17 protein-coding genes and 1 tRNA gene are annotated in these 14,910 nt (G+C 70.7%); 16 read left to right on the top strand and 2 right to left on the bottom strand.

Annotation, left to right across the window (positions count from 1 at the left end; genetic code table 11):
* The 10 genes from VIB55_RS25015 to hflX all read left to right on the top strand — a co-directional run.
* On the top strand, positions 1-762 hold a 762-nt coding region (locus VIB55_RS25015), incomplete at its 5' end, for a hypothetical protein (protein ID WP_331879419.1).
* The gene (locus tag VIB55_RS25020) at positions 762-1,490 is read left to right on the top strand and encodes an ATP-binding cassette domain-containing protein (RefSeq protein ID WP_331879420.1); all 729 of its coding nucleotides are present in this window, start codon (positions 762-764) and stop codon (positions 1,488-1,490) included. The genes VIB55_RS25015 and VIB55_RS25020, both read left to right, overlap by 1 nt.
* A 523-nt stretch (positions 1,491-2,013) precedes the next feature.
* Positions 2,014-2,502, top strand: coding sequence for an LEA type 2 family protein (locus tag VIB55_RS25025; protein WP_331879421.1), 489 nt, complete (start codon positions 2,014-2,016; stop codon positions 2,500-2,502).
* Positions 2,499-4,433, top strand: a complete 1,935-nt coding sequence (locus tag VIB55_RS25030) for an ABC-F family ATP-binding cassette domain-containing protein (RefSeq protein ID WP_331879422.1) — start codon at positions 2,499-2,501, stop codon at positions 4,431-4,433. Before VIB55_RS25025 ends, VIB55_RS25030 begins: the two co-directional genes overlap by 4 nt.
* Before the next feature lie 38 nt (positions 4,434-4,471).
* Positions 4,472-4,717: a UPF0175 family protein gene (locus VIB55_RS25035; protein ID WP_331879424.1), complete on the top strand. Its 246-nt coding sequence runs from the start codon at positions 4,472-4,474 to the stop codon at positions 4,715-4,717.
* Positions 4,718-4,762: 45 nt separating this feature from the next.
* Positions 4,763-5,008: a UPF0175 family protein gene (locus tag VIB55_RS25040; RefSeq protein WP_331879425.1), complete on the top strand. Its 246-nt coding sequence runs from the start codon at positions 4,763-4,765 to the stop codon at positions 5,006-5,008.
* On the top strand, positions 5,005-5,487 hold the full coding sequence (locus tag VIB55_RS25045) for a DUF3368 domain-containing protein (protein WP_331879426.1): 483 nt from the start codon (positions 5,005-5,007) through the stop codon (positions 5,485-5,487). Before VIB55_RS25040 ends, VIB55_RS25045 begins: the two co-directional genes overlap by 4 nt.
* 113 nt (positions 5,488-5,600) lie before the next feature.
* Positions 5,601-7,403, top strand: a complete 1,803-nt coding sequence (locus VIB55_RS25050) for a TonB-dependent receptor plug domain-containing protein (RefSeq protein ID WP_331879427.1) — start codon at positions 5,601-5,603, stop codon at positions 7,401-7,403.
* 23 nt (positions 7,404-7,426) lie between these two features.
* The gene (locus tag VIB55_RS25055; RefSeq protein ID WP_331879428.1) at positions 7,427-7,822 is read left to right on the top strand and encodes a type II toxin-antitoxin system HicB family antitoxin; all 396 of its coding nucleotides are present in this window, start codon (positions 7,427-7,429) and stop codon (positions 7,820-7,822) included.
* Between the two features lie 57 nt (positions 7,823-7,879).
* Entirely contained in the window at positions 7,880-9,139 is a 1,260-nt protein-coding gene (gene hflX, locus VIB55_RS25060; RefSeq protein ID WP_331879429.1) for a GTPase HflX, read from the top strand.
* Here the strand turns inward: hflX and VIB55_RS25065 are convergent.
* Positions 9,136-9,483 (bottom strand): DUF5615 family PIN-like protein, encoded by a 348-nt coding sequence (locus tag VIB55_RS25065; RefSeq protein WP_331879430.1) that lies wholly within the window; start codon positions 9,481-9,483, stop codon positions 9,136-9,138. The two genes, hflX and VIB55_RS25065, sit on opposite strands and share 4 nt — an antisense overlap.
* Complete coding sequence (locus VIB55_RS25070) at positions 9,480-9,707, bottom strand: DUF433 domain-containing protein (protein ID WP_331879431.1); 228 nt, start codon at positions 9,705-9,707, stop codon at positions 9,480-9,482. The genes VIB55_RS25065 and VIB55_RS25070 overlap by 4 nt, the downstream gene beginning before the upstream one ends.
* A gap of 40 nt (positions 9,708-9,747) precedes the next feature.
* Between VIB55_RS25070 and VIB55_RS25075 the strand changes: the two genes are divergently transcribed.
* From VIB55_RS25075 to VIB55_RS25100, 6 genes are all read left to right on the top strand, one after another.
* Positions 9,748-10,641 carry a Rossmann-like and DUF2520 domain-containing protein gene (locus tag VIB55_RS25075; protein WP_331879432.1) on the top strand — a complete coding sequence of 298 codons (894 nt, stop codon included), beginning with the start codon at positions 9,748-9,750 and terminating at the stop codon, positions 10,639-10,641.
* On the top strand, positions 10,638-11,363 hold the full coding sequence (locus VIB55_RS25080) for a pyridoxine 5'-phosphate synthase (RefSeq protein WP_331879433.1): 726 nt from the start codon (positions 10,638-10,640) through the stop codon (positions 11,361-11,363). Before VIB55_RS25075 ends, VIB55_RS25080 begins: the two co-directional genes overlap by 4 nt.
* A gap of 34 nt (positions 11,364-11,397) precedes the next feature.
* Positions 11,398-12,849 (top strand): Hpt domain-containing protein, encoded by a 1,452-nt coding sequence (locus tag VIB55_RS25085; RefSeq protein WP_331879434.1) that lies wholly within the window; start codon positions 11,398-11,400, stop codon positions 12,847-12,849.
* 13 nt (positions 12,850-12,862) lie between these two features.
* Positions 12,863-13,924 carry a lysylphosphatidylglycerol synthase transmembrane domain-containing protein gene (locus VIB55_RS25090; protein ID WP_331879435.1) on the top strand — a complete coding sequence of 354 codons (1,062 nt, stop codon included), beginning with the start codon at positions 12,863-12,865 and terminating at the stop codon, positions 13,922-13,924.
* Positions 13,908-14,792 carry a 4-(cytidine 5'-diphospho)-2-C-methyl-D-erythritol kinase gene (ispE, locus tag VIB55_RS25095; RefSeq protein ID WP_331879437.1) on the top strand — a complete coding sequence of 295 codons (885 nt, stop codon included), beginning with the start codon at positions 13,908-13,910 and terminating at the stop codon, positions 14,790-14,792. The genes VIB55_RS25090 and ispE overlap by 17 nt, the downstream gene beginning before the upstream one ends.
* A gap of 48 nt (positions 14,793-14,840) precedes the next feature.
* Positions 14,841-14,910, top strand: a tRNA-Gln gene (locus VIB55_RS25100).

Raw genomic sequence — 14,910 nt, forward strand, 5'->3', positions numbered from 1 at the left:
GGCCGGCGGGTGGAGCTGACGTCGCGGATGATGGGACCCGATCCGGAGCTTGTCTCGGCCGGGCCGCTGGTGTGGGCGCCGCTGCCGCCGGTGGTCGCGGGAGCGTTCGCGGCGCGGCTGGTGCTGGTGAGCGCCCTGCCGCCCCTCGCGTGGACGGCCCTGCTCGCCGCCGCCGCGCTCGGGCTCGCCTGGCTGGGCGCCGGACGATTCGCGCGGGCGCTGCCGCGGTTCGGCCCGCAGGCGAACGAGATGGCGTACGCGCCGCCGCCGCGCGCGGGCGAGGCCGGGCTGGTGATCGGCCGCGGGCTGGCGCGAGTGCTGCCGCAGCGCGCGGGCGCCGTGCGGGCGCGCGACGCCGCCGTGGTGTCGCGCCGGTTCCGCTGGGCGGGGCGCATCACCTGGCCGGTTGCCATCATCTGCGTGCTGGCGCTCCTCCGCGCGGGCGAGAGCGCGGCGGTGCAGGGATGGGTGACGGGGGCGGGAGCGCTGGTGTTGGCGATGCACGCCGCCGCGCTGATCGGGCTGGGGCGGCTGGAGCGCGGCGGAATGCGGTGGATGGACCGCGCAGCGGGGCTGACGGCCCGCGACCGGCTGCTGGGGCGCTGGGCCGCGGCGTTCGGGATGGGGCTGCCGCTGGCGGCATGCGTGGGGATCACCTGGGGATTGATCGTGCCCGATTCGAGTGGATGGATGTGGCTGCTGGCCGCGGCGGCGAGCGCGGCGGTGGGCTCGGCGGCGTCGCTGGCCGCGGCGGGGCGATGATGCGCGACCGATCTGCGCCGCTGGCCGTGGACGGGCTGCGGAAAGCGTATCGCAAGCGCGACGTGCTCGACGGCGTGACCTTCGCGCTTCAGCCGGGCGAGGCGGTGGCGCTGCTGGGGAGCAACGGCGCGGGAAAGAGCACGCTCCTGGGGTGCATCACCGGCGACCGGCTGCCGGACCGCGGCACGGTGCGGTTGTGCGGGCACGACCCCTTCACGGACCTCGCCGCCGCGGCGCAGGGTATGGGATTCGTCCCCGAGCAGCCGTTCCTGTACCCGGAGCTGACCGTGGGCGAGATGCTGCAGTTCGTGGCGGCGGCGCGCCGGATGGATGCGGGCGACGCCGGCAGGGAATCGGCACGGCTGCTGGAACTGCTCGGATTGGCGGGCGCGGAATCCACGCTGTGCCGCGAGCTGTCGCAGGGGATGGGGCGCAAGACGGCGATCATCGCCGCGCTGCTGCACGGCCCCAGGGCGATCCTGCTGGACGAGGCGCTGAACGGACTGGACCGCACCTCCGCCAAGCGGCTGACCACGGAGTTGGACGCTCGCCGCGCCGAGGGAGCCGCCGTGCTGCTGAGCAGCCACGACTTGGACTTCGTCGGCGCATGGTGCAGCCGGGGCCTGATGCTTCAGCCGGGAGCGCAGTGGCGGATGCTGGAAGGCGAGGACTGGGCGGCCTGGCGCCGCTCACCGTCGCTGGACGGAACCGTCGCCCGGCCGCGCTGACACCGGGTCGAGGTGTGGGCAGGCAGGCCCGGTGCTCGGGCGGGCGCCCCCCATCCCCAACCCTTCCCCCGCAAACTGCGCGGGGGAAGGGAGCGAGTCGAGTGCGCGTGGCCAGCCGGAGCGCACTCGAATTCTCCTCTCCCCCATGGGGTTTATGGGGGAGAGGCCGGGAGAGGGGGGCGGCCTGGGCATGCGCCGAACCAGCCGAAGCGCAATTCAGGTCTCCCCCTCCCCTGCGCAGCGGGGGACGGGGGCCGGGGGGAGGGGGCTCCCGCGGCACGCGAGGCAGCCAGTCGAACCCGGACCGAAGTTCCCCTCTCTCCCGCGCAGTTTGCGGGGGAGAGGCCGGGAGAGGGGGCGGCCACGGAATGCGCCGACCCAGCCGTATCCGGTGTGAAGTTCTCCCCTCTCCCGGCGCAGTTTGCCGGGGGAGGGGCCCGGGGAGGGGCCACCCCGCCCGAATGCGCCGACACCAGCCCAGAACGGGCTGTCGAAATCTCACTTACGACGGGAGCAGTACCCGATGACCAGACGTACCCTGACCCTCACGATCTTCGCCCTGGTGGCGTTCGCATCCGCCGCGTGCACCGGCTTCAAGCGTCCCGAGATCGAGCTGGAGAACGTGGAGATCGGCAGCCTTGGCCTTACGGGCGGAACGGTGCTGGTGAACGTCCGCGTGACCAACCCCAACCCCATCGGCGTGCGCGCCGAAGACCTGCGCTACGAGCTTTTCATCCGCGCGCCGCGCGACAGCGCCAACGAAAACGCCTGGCAGCGGATGAGCAGCGGCACCTACAGCGAGCGCATCGAGGTGGGCGCGCGCCAGACGCGTACCGTGCAGGTGCCCGTCGACTTCCGCTACTCCGAGCTGGGCGACGCCTTCCGCTCGGTGCTGCGGTCCGGGCAGATCAGCTACCGCGCCAACGGCACGGTGCGGGTGCGCGCGGCCGGAAGCAGCCGCGAGGTGCCCTTCCGCAAGACGGGCTCGGTGATGGTTCTCGGGGGCCGATGACCATCGTCCGGCTGCAGAACGCGGGCAAGCAGTACGGCGACCGCTGGGTTTTCCGCAACGTCTCGTTCACCGTCGCCGAGCGCGAGCGGTGGGGCATCGTCGGGCGCAACGGAGTCGGGAAGACCACGCTTTTCCGCACGATGACGGGTGAAGAGGAAACCACCGAGGGCGAAGTGTGGCGCCATCCCGGCCTGCGCTTCACACTGCTCAAGCAGAACCGCGGCGAGCAGAGCGCCGCCACGGTGAACGAGGCCGCGCTGGAGCCCTTCGCCGACCTGGTGGAGATGGAGCGGCGCATCGCGGGCGAGCTGGAGCAACTGGGCGCCGAGCCCGACCCGGCCGAGGCGAGCCGCCTGCTGAAGTCGTACGACAGGCACGTCGAGGAATTCCGGCGCCGCGGCGGCTACGAGATGCGCTCCCGCGCCGACGCCACCCTCGAGGGGCTGGGCTTTCCGCAGGACACGTGGGAAAAGCCGATCCGCGCCCTGTCCGGCGGCGAGCTGGGCCGCCTTCGCCTGGCGCAGACGCTTCTCGCCCAGCCTGACGTCCTGTTCCTGGACGAGCCCACCAACCACCTGGACCTGCGCTCCACCGAGTGGCTGGAAGAGTTCCTGCGCGGCTATCCGGGGACGGTGATGGTGGTTTCCCACGACCGCGTGTTCCTTGAACGGCTCGCGGACCACGTCCTGCACCTGGAAGAGCAGACGGCCTACCCGTACACCGGCGGCTACGAGAGCTTCCTGGACCAGCGCGAGGCCCGGCGCGAGCTGCAGCGGAAGCAGTTCGAGCAGCAGCAGGCGCACATCGCCCGGACCGAGGCATTCATCCAGAAGTTCATCGCCGGCACGCGAACCAAGCAGGCCAAGAGCCGCCGCACGCTCCTCGGCCGCCTGGAGCGCGTGGCCGCGGTGGGGCGCGACGAAAAGGCGATGGGGCTGCAGTTCGCGTCGGGCGGGCGCAGCGGCGGGGTGGTGATGAGGGTGGACGGCGTGCAGTGCGCATATGGTGAGCGCGTGCTGTTCTCGCCGTTCAGCGCGGAGGTCTCCCGGGCGGAGCGGATCGCGCTCGTCGGCCCGAATGGCTGCGGCAAGTCGACGCTGATGCGCGTGCTGGCGGGCGTCGCGCCGCCGGAGCGCGGCTCGGTGACGATGGGCACAGGGGTGCGGCCGGCATACTACCGCCAGGACTTCACGCACCTGAACCCCGACAGGAAGATCCGCGAAGAGGTGGCGGAAGCGGCGCCGTCGCTCAGCTTTACCGAACTGCGCAGCCACCTGGGCCGCTTCCTGTTCTCGGGAGATGAGCAGGAGGCGCGCGTGGGCGACCTGTCCGGCGGCGAGCAGGCCCGGGTGGCGCTCGCCAAGATCACGCTGCAGAAGGCCAACCTGCTGCTGCTCGACGAACCCACCAACCACCTGGACATCGAGAGCCGCGAGGTCTTGGAAGAGGCGCTGGAGGGATACGAGGGCACGGTGATCCTCATTTCGCACGACCGCGCGATGCTCTCGTCCATTTCCACCCGCGTGTGGGCGTACGAGGACGGGCGCTTCGTCGACTACCCGGGCACCTTCGACGAGTGGCTGGAGTGGAGTGCGCGCCGCAAGTCCGAATCGGCGGCCACGGCGACGCTCGCCCGCGCCGCCGAGCCGAAGGGAGCATCCGCGGGCTCGCCGTCCGCGGGCGGCGCGATGTCGAAGAACGAGATCCGCCGCCGCGAGCGCGAGATGCAGAAGCTGGAGGCGCGCATCGCCGAGATCGAGGAACGCGTGGGCGAGATCGAGAGGGCCCTGGGCGACCCCGCCCTGTACGCCGCCGGCGCCGACCCGTCGCGACCCCAGACCCTCGCCGCCGAGCGCGACCGCCTGACCGCCGAGCTGGCCGAAAGCTACGCCGCATGGGAAAAGGTTGGCGAAGAGCTGGCCGGCGTGTAGATTTGCGGATCGTACGGTCTGGACGCGAGGGGGAAGACATGGGTGGATCGGTTCTGGACGAGGTGCTGTTCGTAACGCACATGACGGAAGACGAGTTCCGGCTGGAACTCGCAATCATGCTCTACGAACGCGAGAAAGTCTCGATGGGCTGGGCGGCTGACTCTTCCGGGGTCGGGCGAGTGACGTTCCAGCACCTGCTCGCGAGCCGCGGCGTCGCCATCCCGTATGACGCCGCGTATGAGCAGGATCTTGCCGCGATCCGGGCGTACGAGCAGGGCGCGTGATCATCGTCCGATCGCAACTTGGCCGATTGTGACCCGGGAGGAGTGATGAACGTTGCGGTTCCGGACGATCTCGTCCGATCGGCAGGGATGACAGAGTCAGACTTGGTCGTCGAGATGGCGCTTCTGCTCTACCAGCAGGAGCGGCTGACCATCGAGCAGGCCGCCAGGTTCGGCCGGATGGATCGCATGGCGTTCATGCACCTACTGGCGAATCGCGACATCCCGCTAACCCTGGATGTCGACGATTTTGAACAGGACATCGCGACGTTGCGGCGGCTGGGCCGGTTGTGATCGTCGTCAGCGATTCGTCCACGCTGATCGCCATGGGGTCGGTGGGCCGGATCTCACTCTTGGCCACTCTCTACGGAGAGGTACTCGTTCCGCAGGCGGTCTGGAGCGAGGTGGTGAGAGATGGCCGCCCCGGTGCTCGCGAGGTTGCGTCTGCAACGTGGATCCGAGCCGTTCCCGTCGTGAATCGCCTATGCGTGGCGGAGTTACTGAAGCAGGTTGGTCCTGGGGAGGCGGAGGCGATCAGCCTAGCCCAGGAAAGCCATGCCGAAGTTCTCCTCATTGACGAGCGCCGTGCTCGTAGAATCGCTATAGATCTCGGCCTCCCAATTACCGGAGTACTAGGCGTTCTACTTGAAGCGAAGCAGAAAGGATTGATTCCAGCGCTCAAGCCGGTGCTGGATGAGATGACCAGTACGGTCGCGTTCCGAATCAAACGTAGGCTGTACGAGGCCGCGCTTCGCGACGCGGGCGAACTCTGAGCAGTGCCCGCTGGCCCCTCCGCTCGCCGCCATCTATCTTCCCGCCACTCACAAGCCTTATCGCCGCCGCAGGCTCCGTCGCCCGGCGGCGGCTGTCGTCCTGGTAGATGCTGATGCGTGCTCGTTCGCTGATCGTTCCTCTTCTTTTCCTTCCGGCCGCGCTCCCGGCGCAGGCCCGGACCGTTCCCCTCGACACGGTGCAGGTGACGGCGGCGTCTCGCGCCGCGGCTGAGCTGGTGGCCGCCACGCGTGGTGTGGAGGTGATTACCGCCGAGCAGATCCGCGCGCTCCCCGCCCGCACCGTCGCCGACGTGCTGGAGTGGGCGCTGGCCGTGGACGTGATGCCGCGCTCCCCCGCGCTGGCCGACGTGGCCGTGCGCGGCGGCACCTTCGAGCAGGTGCTGGTGATGGTGGATGGAGTTCGAGCCAGCGATGCGCAGACCGGCCACTTCGACCTCAACCTCACGGTGCCGCTGGACCAGGTGGAGCGCATCGAGATCGTCCGTGGGCCGGCGTCGGCGTTGTACGGCGCGGATGCGGTGGGCGGGCTGATCCACGTCGTTACGCGGCGCGAGGGCGCGGGTGCCCGGGCGCGCGCGCAGGCGGGATCGTGGGACACGCGCTCGGCCGCGCTCTCGTACGCGACGCACGTCGGCCGGGTGCGGGCGGACGTGGGCGGCGAGTGGCAGCGGTCGGACGGGCATCGCGCGGGGACGGACTACGAGGTGGGCAGCGGGCGCCTGGCGCTCTCGATGCCGGTGGGCCAATGGACGGTGAACGCCGACGCGGGGCACGCGGCGCGCGACTTTGGCGCGGACGGTTTCTACGGCCCGTTCCCATCGTACGAGGAGACGCGCACCACGACGGGAACGCTGGCCCTGCGCGCGGCTCCCGAGGCGCGGTTCGCGGTTGAGCCCACGCTGAGCGTGCGGCGGCACGCCGACGACTTCGTCCTGCGGCGCGCCGACCCGTCGTTCTACCGCAACCAGCACACGAACCTGCGCTGGGGCGGCGAGGTGATGGCGCGCTGGCGGATGCCCCGTGGGCTGCGGCTGGCTGGGGGCGCCGAGTGGTTCAGCGACGAACTGGAAAGCGCACGCCTGGGTGACCGCGCGGAGCAGCGGGCCGCTGCGCTGGTGGAGGCCGCGGCTGGTCGCGGGGGACGGTTTTCCGCCACGGCGGGGATGCGCGCGGACTGGCACGAGCGCTACGGGACGGAGTGGTCGCCGTCAGCCGCCGCGGCGTGGTGGCCCTCGGAGGGAGTGCGGCTCCGCGCATCGGCAGGACGGGCCTTCCGCGCCCCTACGTGGACGGAGCGGTACTACCAGGATCCCGCGAACGTGGGCGATCCGAACCTGAAGCCTGAGCAGTCGTGGAGCGCCGAGGTGGGCGCCAGCGCGTTCGTGGCTCGCGGCGTGCGGCTGGGACTCGCGGGCTTCGTCCGCCATTCGGACCAGCTGATCGACTGGGCCAAGCCCGACGGGGCCGCCGACCAGCCCTGGCGCACGCGGAACGTGGAGGACGCGCGCTTCCGCGGCATCGAGGCCGAGGCATCGTGGGCTGGACCGCTCGGCGTGGCGTGGAGCGCGACCGGCACGTGGCTATCGTTCACGACCGGTGCGGCCGATGGCTTCACCAGCAAGTCCGCGCTAAGGCCGGTGATGGAGAACGTCACCTTGGGCGCGCGCCGGACGTTCGCTGACCGGCTGAACGTGTCGCTGCTCGGCCGCCGCGCGCGCCGCGTGGGCGAAGAAGCGTATCTGCGGCTGGACGCGCGCGCCTCGTACGACATCCGCGCCATCCGCGTCTTCGCCGACGTGCAGAACGCGACCGACGCGGACTACCTGGACATCAGCAGCCTCGCCGCCCCCGGCCGCGCAGTGATGATCGGGCTGGAGTGGTCCGGAGGGCGGTAAAAACGCTGGACGTGGAGCCGGTGATGGCAGGCTACGAGATCGACGTCAGCTGGAGCGATGCCGACGATGCATTCGTCGCCCGCGTGCCTGAACTACCCGGATGCATGGCACACGGATCGTCCCGCGAAGAAGCAGGCGCGAACGCTGAGAACGCGATTCAAGCGTGGATTGCCATCGCTGAGGAATTCGGCGATGCGATCCCTCGGTCCCGCAATCGAGGCGACGCACCGGAGATCCTGATCGAGCGGGAGACGGACGGGCGATGGATCGCTGAGGTGCCGTCGCTTCCCGGCGTGATGGTGTATGGAGAGAGCCGCGCGCAGGCGATCGCCAAGGTTCAGGCGCTTGCGTTGCATGTCATCGCGGACCGGATCGAAAACGATGCCATTACGACGGGGCTCAGGCCCGACGACCTGTAACCTCTACACGACGGGACTACCATCACCACGCGAGATCTGATCGAACTGGCGGCGCCCGTGGAGCAGGCCATTCTGGTGGCCGCTCCCTCCAAGCAGCAGACCGCCGAGGTGACCGAGGAGCACCTGGAGGAACTCGGGCGGCTGGCCGACACCGCGGGCGTAGAGGTGCTGGACACGTTCGTCCAGCGCCTGGACTCGCCCCATCCCAAGTTCTACATCGGCGAGGGGAAGGCCGAGGAGCTGAAGCAGCGGGTGGAGGTGGCGGGCGCGACGCTCATCATCATGGACGACGAGCTTTCGCCGGCGCAGGGGCGCAACCTGGAGAAGCTGCTGGGCACGCGCATCATGGACCGCGCGGAGCTGATCCTGGACATCTTCGCCACCCGCGCCCGCACCAGCGAGGCGCGCGCGCAGGTGGAGCTGGCGCAGCTTCAGTACATGCGCCCGCGCCTGACCCGCATGTGGTCGCACCTTTCGCGGTCGCGCTCCGGCCCGGGCATGCGCGGCCCCGGCGAAACGCAGCTGGAAACCGACCGCCGGATGATCGACCACCGCATCACCCGGCTGAAGGACGAGCTGGAGCGCGTGGCCCGCACCCGCGCCACGCAGCGCAAGAGCCGCGAGGGCCAGCTCCGCGCCTCGCTCGTGGGCTACACCAACGCGGGCAAGTCGTCCATCCTGCGGGGGATCTCGGGAACCGAGGTGTTCGTCGAAGACCGGCTGTTCGCCACGCTGGACCCCACCACGCGCTCCATCGAGGTGGGCGAGGGCGCCGAGGTGCTGCTGACGGACACGGTGGGGTTCATTCGCAAGCTTCCCCACCACCTGGTCGCCTCCTTCCGCGCCACGCTGGAAGAGGCCGCCGAGGCCGACGTGCTGCTCCACACCATCGACGCCTCCCATCCGCAGTGGGAAGAGCAGATGGAGGTGGTCACCGAGGTGCTGGGCGACCTGGGGCTCGCGGAGCGCCCCACCGTGCTCGTCTTCAACAAGATCGACCGCCTGACGCATGCCGAGGAGCAGGCGCTGCGCGAGCGGTCGTTCGGGAGCGCCCGCTCCATCTTCGTCAGCACGGTGGAGGAGGGCCGCCTGGAGCCCCTGCGGGTGCTGCTTCACGAGGAGCTTCAGAAGATCCGCCCCGACGTGCGGCTGACGCTGTCGTCGTCGCACGGGGGCCTGCTGGCGGAGATCTACCGCGACGGCGAGGTGCTGGAGCGCGAGGACAAGGGCGCCGAGATCCACATCCGCGCGCGCCTGTCGAAAGCATCGCTCGGCCGCCTGCGCACGCGCGGCGTGAAGATCTACGGCTGGGGTTAGGGGACGATCTGAAGGGGCAGTGTCAATACCGCTAGTTCTGGGTCGGCGTGAAGCGCCTCGATCGCGGGGAATGCTTGGCGCAGAAGATCCTCCAATGCGGAGACACGGCAGTTCCCAAGCCGAATCCAGATCACCTTGGGGGGAGGGCCGAGCGTCATCCCGAGGTGTGCGTAGTCCACGTCCTTGGTTACGACCGTCCAGCCTTCCTGGGCCGCGAACTTCCAGATGCGGAAGTCGTCCGTGCTGGACATCCCTAGCCGGAGCACATGCTCGGACCCAGGATACACGTCGGCGAGCCGCCAGATCAGGTCGCGAGAGAGATTCTGATCAAACAGGAGTTTCACAGCCCGGCGACGCCCAACACCTTGCGTGGAATGTCAGCCGCGAACGCAAGCGACGCGCGGATGTCTTCGGGCTCGAGTTCCGGAAAGTCGTGCAGGATCTCGGACTCCGTCATCCCGCACGCGAGCGAGTCGAGGATGTCGTAGACGGTGATCCGCATGCCGCGGATGCACGGTTTCCCGCCACGCTTGCCGGGCTCGATAGTGATTCGGTCGCGATAGTCCATGCTTGCACAGTAGAGCCGAGGATTGGTGCCGTCAAGCTTGATGCCGGAGCAAGAAAACGACCGTAACTCTTTACGCCACCTGTGGATCATCGGCGCGGGGCGGACGGGGCTGGCACTGGGGCTGCGGCTGCACCGTGATGGCGCGGTCGATCGGCTGACGGTGACGGGGCGGCGCCCAGCCGCGCCCGACCATCCACTCTTCGGTGACCCCGGCGCGGAGTATCGCCCGGCGCTGGATGGCGTGCCTGAGGGGATCAGCGGGATCGTGATCGCCGTCCCCGACGGCGCCATCGCCGAAGTGGCGGACCGGCTCGCGTCCCTTCATCCATCCCCTGAACTCCCCGTTGTGCACACCAGCGGCAGCCGGTCGACGGACGTGCTGGCGCCGCTCGCCGCGCTTGGCCACGCGGTGGGCTCGGTGCATCCCCTGGCCGCCATCTCCGACCCGGTGGACGGGGCCGATCGCCTGGTGGGAGTTTCGTGGGGGGTGGAGGGCGATGGTGCGGCGCTGGATCTGGCGGAACGAATCGTGGCAGCGTGCGAGGGACGGTCGCTGCGGATTGCGCCGGGCGGGAAGCCGGCGTACCACGCCGCGGCGGTGTTCGCCAGCAACTACGCGGTCGCCCTGCTTTCCGTGGCCGAGGGGCTGATGGAGCAGGCTGGCGTGCACGCCCGGGACGCGCGCCCGGCCCTGACGGCGCTGGCTGCGGGCGCGGTGGAGAACGTGGAGGCGCGCGGGCCGGTGGCGGCGCTCACCGGGCCCATCCTGCGCGGCGACGTGGAGACGGTGGCGCTTCACCTGGAACGGTTGTCGGCGGCGGAGCGCCCGTTATATTGCCTGCTCGGGCGGGAGGCCCTGCGGCTGGCGCGGCTGGCCGGCATCGATCCCGCGGCGGCGGCACGGCTGGCGGACCTGCTGGGAGGGGCGGAGTGAGGCTTTACGTCAACATCGACCACGTGGCCACGGTGCGGCAGGCGCGCGGCACCGACGAGCCGGACCCGGTGCGCGCCGCCGTGCTGGCCGAGCTGGGCGGCGCCGATGGAATCACCGTTCACCTGCGCGAAGACCGCCGCCACATCCAGGACCGTGACGTTCGCCTGCTGATGGAAACCGCGCGGACGGTGGTGAACCTGGAGCTGGCCGCCGCGTCGGACGTGCTGGCGCTGGCGGAGGAGTGGAGGCCGCACCAGGCCACGCTGGTTCCCGAGCGGCGCGAAGAGGTGACCACCGAGGGCGGGCTGACGTTTACGGGCGAGGGCGTGCGGGAGGGGCTGACCGAGGCCGTCCGGCGCCTGAAGGACGCGGGAATCCGCACCTCGCTGTTCATCGACCCCGACGCCGAGTCCGTCCGCGCCTCGCTGGAACTGGGCGCCGACGCCATCGAGCTTCACACGGGCGAGTACGCCAACGCGCGCGGCGCCGAGCGGCACGAGCAGCTGGGACGCCTGCGCCGCGCCGCCGCGCTGGGCCGCTCCCTGGGCCTGGCGGTGCACGCCGGCCACGGCCTTACGTACGAGAACGTGACGCCCCTGGCGGCCGTGGAAGAGATCGAGGAGCTGAACATCGGCCACTCCATCGTCAGCCGCGCCATGTTCACCGGCATCGAGCGGGCGGTGCGCGACATGGCCGAAATCATCCGCCGCGCCCGCCGCTGACCTCCCAGACCCGATCCACGGAAACCTGAAGGCCATGGCCCAACCGCTCAGCGAATACTTCGCGCTGGAAGCCGGCGAGTTCCTGGACCAGCTCGACGCGCTGCTGGCCAGCTCGGAGCGGCCGGACCCCATGCGCTTCTTCCGGCTTGCCCGCGGCGTGCGCGGCAGCGCCCAGCTTGCCGGCGCCACGGCCATCGCCGAGGTGGCGGAGCGGCTGGAAGACGGCGCCCGCGCAATCCGCGACGGCGCGCTCCCCTGGTCGCCCGAGGTGCGCGACCGCGCCCGGGCCACGGCCGGCGACCTGCGCGCGCTGGTGATCCGTTTCGGCGCCGACTGGTCCGCGGCCGACGACGAGCGCGCCCGCGCCGCCGCCGACCGCTGGACCGACGTGGCGGGCGGCCGCCGCGAAACCGGCCCGCGTGCCCCCGGCGACGAGCTGTTCGGCTTCGTGCAGCGCGAGATCACCGGCGTCGTCGCCGAGCTGGACCGCGTGCTCGGTGAGCTGCGCGGGAACCCCGAGGCGCGCGAGCCGCTTCGCGTGGTCCTGCGGCGGATGCGTCCCGTTCGTGGCGTGGCGGGGATGGAGGTGCTGGCGCCAGTGCTGGAGGGGCTGGAGGGGATCGAGGACGCGGCCCACGAGATCCTGGGCCGCGCATCCGCCGTCAGCGCCGCCGAGCTGGAGCTGCTTGGCGCCGCGCGCGATGCGCTGGATGCCGCCGGCCGCACGCTGGCGAACGGGGAGCCGCCGGGCGACTCGGCCGAGCTGGTGCGCATGCGCGAGCTGCGCGACCGCGCCGACGACGTGCAGGACGCGGGGGACACCGACGTGGTGCCCATCAGCCGGCTGTTCGAGGACGGCGGCGTGGGCAACCTGGTGTCTTCGCCGATGGCCCCGGTTCCGGGAGAGGGCGGCGGGGCATCGCCTGATGTCGAGCAGTTCCTGCGCATCGAGGGCACCGGATTCCTGGACCGCGCCGAGGGCCTGCTGGCCAGCCTTCCCGCGCGCCCGCGCCGGTTCGGGCGGATTGCGCGTGAGGTGGCGGAATTGGCGGCCTCCGTGCGCGAGCTGGCGACTACCTACGGCGTAGCGGGGATGTCCACCGCCGCAGACCTGGCCGCCACGCGCGTCGCCGTGTCCACGACGCCCGACGAAGCGCGCGAAGCCCTGCGCACCCTGCGCTACGCACTCCCGGGCGCGCCGCCCCCGCCCGCCGCGGAGCCCGTTGCGGCTCCGGCCGTCGCCGCGCAGCCGGCGGAGCCCTCCGCGCCCGTCGACCCGCCCGTGGAATCGACGCAGGCGGACGCGGAGGAGGACGTCGTTCCCGTGGAAACGCTGCTCTACGACCCCGCCGACGCGTTCCGCGTGGCGCTCACCCTCCGCGGCCGCATCGAGCAGTTGGCCGCGGGAGAGGGAGGGCCGGCGTTGACCGAGGCGCTGGACGAGCTGTTCGGCCTGGTGCAGCTGGCGATGGGGGCTCCGTCGTGACGGGGCAGCATCGATGAAGAGGCACCTGAAGACGGTCGTCGGGGTTGCGGCGACCGTCTTTTTCCTGTGGCTGGCGCTCAAGGACGTGGAGTGGGCGGACGTCTGGAGGCACCTGCGCGAGGCGAACCTGGTGCTGCTGGGCGCGGCCGTGCTGGTGTCGACGGTGGGAATGCACATCCGCGCCATGCGCTGGAAGCCGCTCCTGGACCCGGTGGCTCCGGGGATCGGCTGGAAGCCGCGCATCGCGGGTGTATGCATCGGCTTCGGCGCCAACAACGTCTTCCCCGCGCGGCTGGGCGAGTTCGCCCGCACGTGGGTGCTGGCGCGCCAGGCGAACGTTACCCTGAGCGCCGCGTTCGCCTCGCTGGTGCTGGAGCGGGCGCTGGACGGCCTGGTGATGATTGGATTTCTCCTCCTCGCCATGTCGCTGCCCGGCTTCCCGGAGCTGGTGGCCGGCGGCCCGGTAGACCTGCAGGCCACCGTGCGCGTGGTGATGGCCGTATCCGCCGTGCTGCTGGCCACGCTGGTGTGGATGGCGTACTTCCCCGTGCGCGCCGCATCGCTCGCGGAACGGATGGCGGTCATCCTTCCCTCCGCCTTCCGTCGGCCGCTCGTGGACGCGCTGAGGGCGTTCCTGGGGGGGCTGCACGTGCTGCGGAATCCCCGGTTGCTGGCCGTCTCCGTGGCGTGGGCGCTCTTCCAGTGGGCGTTCCTCGCCGGTTCTTTCGTGCTGGCGTTCCGCGCGTTCGGGATCGATGAGCCGGGGTACGTGGGCGCGCTCTTCCTGCAGTCGTGCATCGCGCTGGCTGTCTCCATCCCCTCGGGTCCTGGGTTCTTCGGGCCGTTCGAGGCTGCGAGCGTGTGGGGGCTGGGATTGTGGGGGGTGGACAAGAGCCGCGCCGCCTCGTTCGCCATCGGCTTCCACCTGGGCGGATGGTTTACGGTGACGGGGCTGGGCGTGTACTACGCCGCGCGGCTCAACCTCCGCTGGCGGGATCTGCGCCGCAGCGAGACGAGCGTGGAGGAGGCGGTGGAAACGGACCCGGCGCTGAGCGCGCATGCCCGCACGCGCTGAATCCGCCACCATCAGTGCACCGGCCAAGGTGAACCTCTTCCTGCGCATCCTGGCGCGCGAGGAAAGCGGGTACCACGGACTGGAGACGCTGTTCTGCGCGGTGTCGCTGGCCGACACCGTCACCGTCCGCCGTGGCGCGCCGGGCATCCGCCTGGTGGTCGACGGCGGCGTGGACACCGGCCCGCCCGAGCGAAACCTGGCCGTTCGCGCGGCAGAGCGTTTCCACCGCGAGTTGGGAGAAGCCGAGGCGGTCGACATCCATCTCACCAAGCGCATCCCCTCCGCCGCGGGGTTGGGAGGCGGCTCGTCGGACTGCGCGGCGACGCTGCGTGCGCTGAACGCCCTCCACGGCGAGCCGTTCGACCGCGCCGCGCTTCTGGAGATGGCGATCGAACTCGGGAGCGACGTGCCCTTCTTTCTCTGCGGCTCGCCCCTGGCCCTGGCGTGGAGCCGGGGTGAGCGCCTGCTGGCCCTGCCTCCTCTCGACACGCGCCCGATCCTGATCGCACATCCAGGCGTGGCGATGGCGACGCCGGATGCCTTCCGCCGCGTGGCCGAGCAACGGGGCGGGGGATACGAACCCCGATCCACATCCATCCCGATCGAGCAGTTGACGGATTGGTCCGCCGTCGCCGCCCTCGCGGAGAACGACTTCCAGCCGGTCGTCACCGAGCAGATCCCGCTGATCGGCGAAGCCGTGGACGCGCTCCGGGACTCGGGCGCATCCGTCGCACTGATGGCGGGTAGCGGCTCATCCGTGTTTGGCGTGTTCGACGGCGCGGCGGAGCGGGGCGGGGCGATGGAGCGGCTGCGGGGACTGGGGATGAGCGTGTGGGCGGCGGAGACGCTCGCTGAGGAGCCCGCATGACGGGTTGACCGGATTGGGGAGGTGGGATAATTTTCGGTGAGAGTCAGGTGCCCCGTGGTGAAATGGCATCACACCGCTCTTTGGAAGCGAGGTTCAAGGTTCGAATCCTTGCGGGGCA

It is taken from the genome of Longimicrobium sp., assembly GCF_036554565.1.
Classification (GTDB): domain Bacteria; phylum Gemmatimonadota; class Gemmatimonadetes; order Longimicrobiales; family Longimicrobiaceae; genus Longimicrobium.

Coding starts and splice junctions, on each gene's coding strand:
- VIB55_RS25020 (WP_331879420.1), top strand. CDS start 762: ATGCGCGACCGATCTGCGCCGCTGGCCGTGGACGGGCTGCGGAAAGCG.
- VIB55_RS25025 (WP_331879421.1), top strand. CDS start 2,014: ATGACCAGACGTACCCTGACCCTCACGATCTTCGCCCTGGTGGCGTTC.
- VIB55_RS25030 (WP_331879422.1), top strand. CDS start 2,499: ATGACCATCGTCCGGCTGCAGAACGCGGGCAAGCAGTACGGCGACCGC.
- VIB55_RS25035 (WP_331879424.1), top strand. CDS start 4,472: ATGGGTGGATCGGTTCTGGACGAGGTGCTGTTCGTAACGCACATGACG.
- VIB55_RS25040 (WP_331879425.1), top strand. CDS start 4,763: ATGAACGTTGCGGTTCCGGACGATCTCGTCCGATCGGCAGGGATGACA.
- VIB55_RS25050 (WP_331879427.1), top strand. CDS start 5,601: ATGCGTGCTCGTTCGCTGATCGTTCCTCTTCTTTTCCTTCCGGCCGCG.
- VIB55_RS25055 (WP_331879428.1), top strand. CDS start 7,427: ATGGCAGGCTACGAGATCGACGTCAGCTGGAGCGATGCCGACGATGCA.
- VIB55_RS25070 (WP_331879431.1), bottom strand. CDS start 9,707: ATGGACTATCGCGACCGAATCACTATCGAGCCCGGCAAGCGTGGCGGG.
- VIB55_RS25075 (WP_331879432.1), top strand. CDS start 9,748: ATGCCGGAGCAAGAAAACGACCGTAACTCTTTACGCCACCTGTGGATC.
- VIB55_RS25085 (WP_331879434.1), top strand. CDS start 11,398: ATGGCCCAACCGCTCAGCGAATACTTCGCGCTGGAAGCCGGCGAGTTC.
- VIB55_RS25090 (WP_331879435.1), top strand. CDS start 12,863: ATGAAGAGGCACCTGAAGACGGTCGTCGGGGTTGCGGCGACCGTCTTT.
- ispE (WP_331879437.1), top strand. CDS start 13,908: ATGCCCGCACGCGCTGAATCCGCCACCATCAGTGCACCGGCCAAGGTG.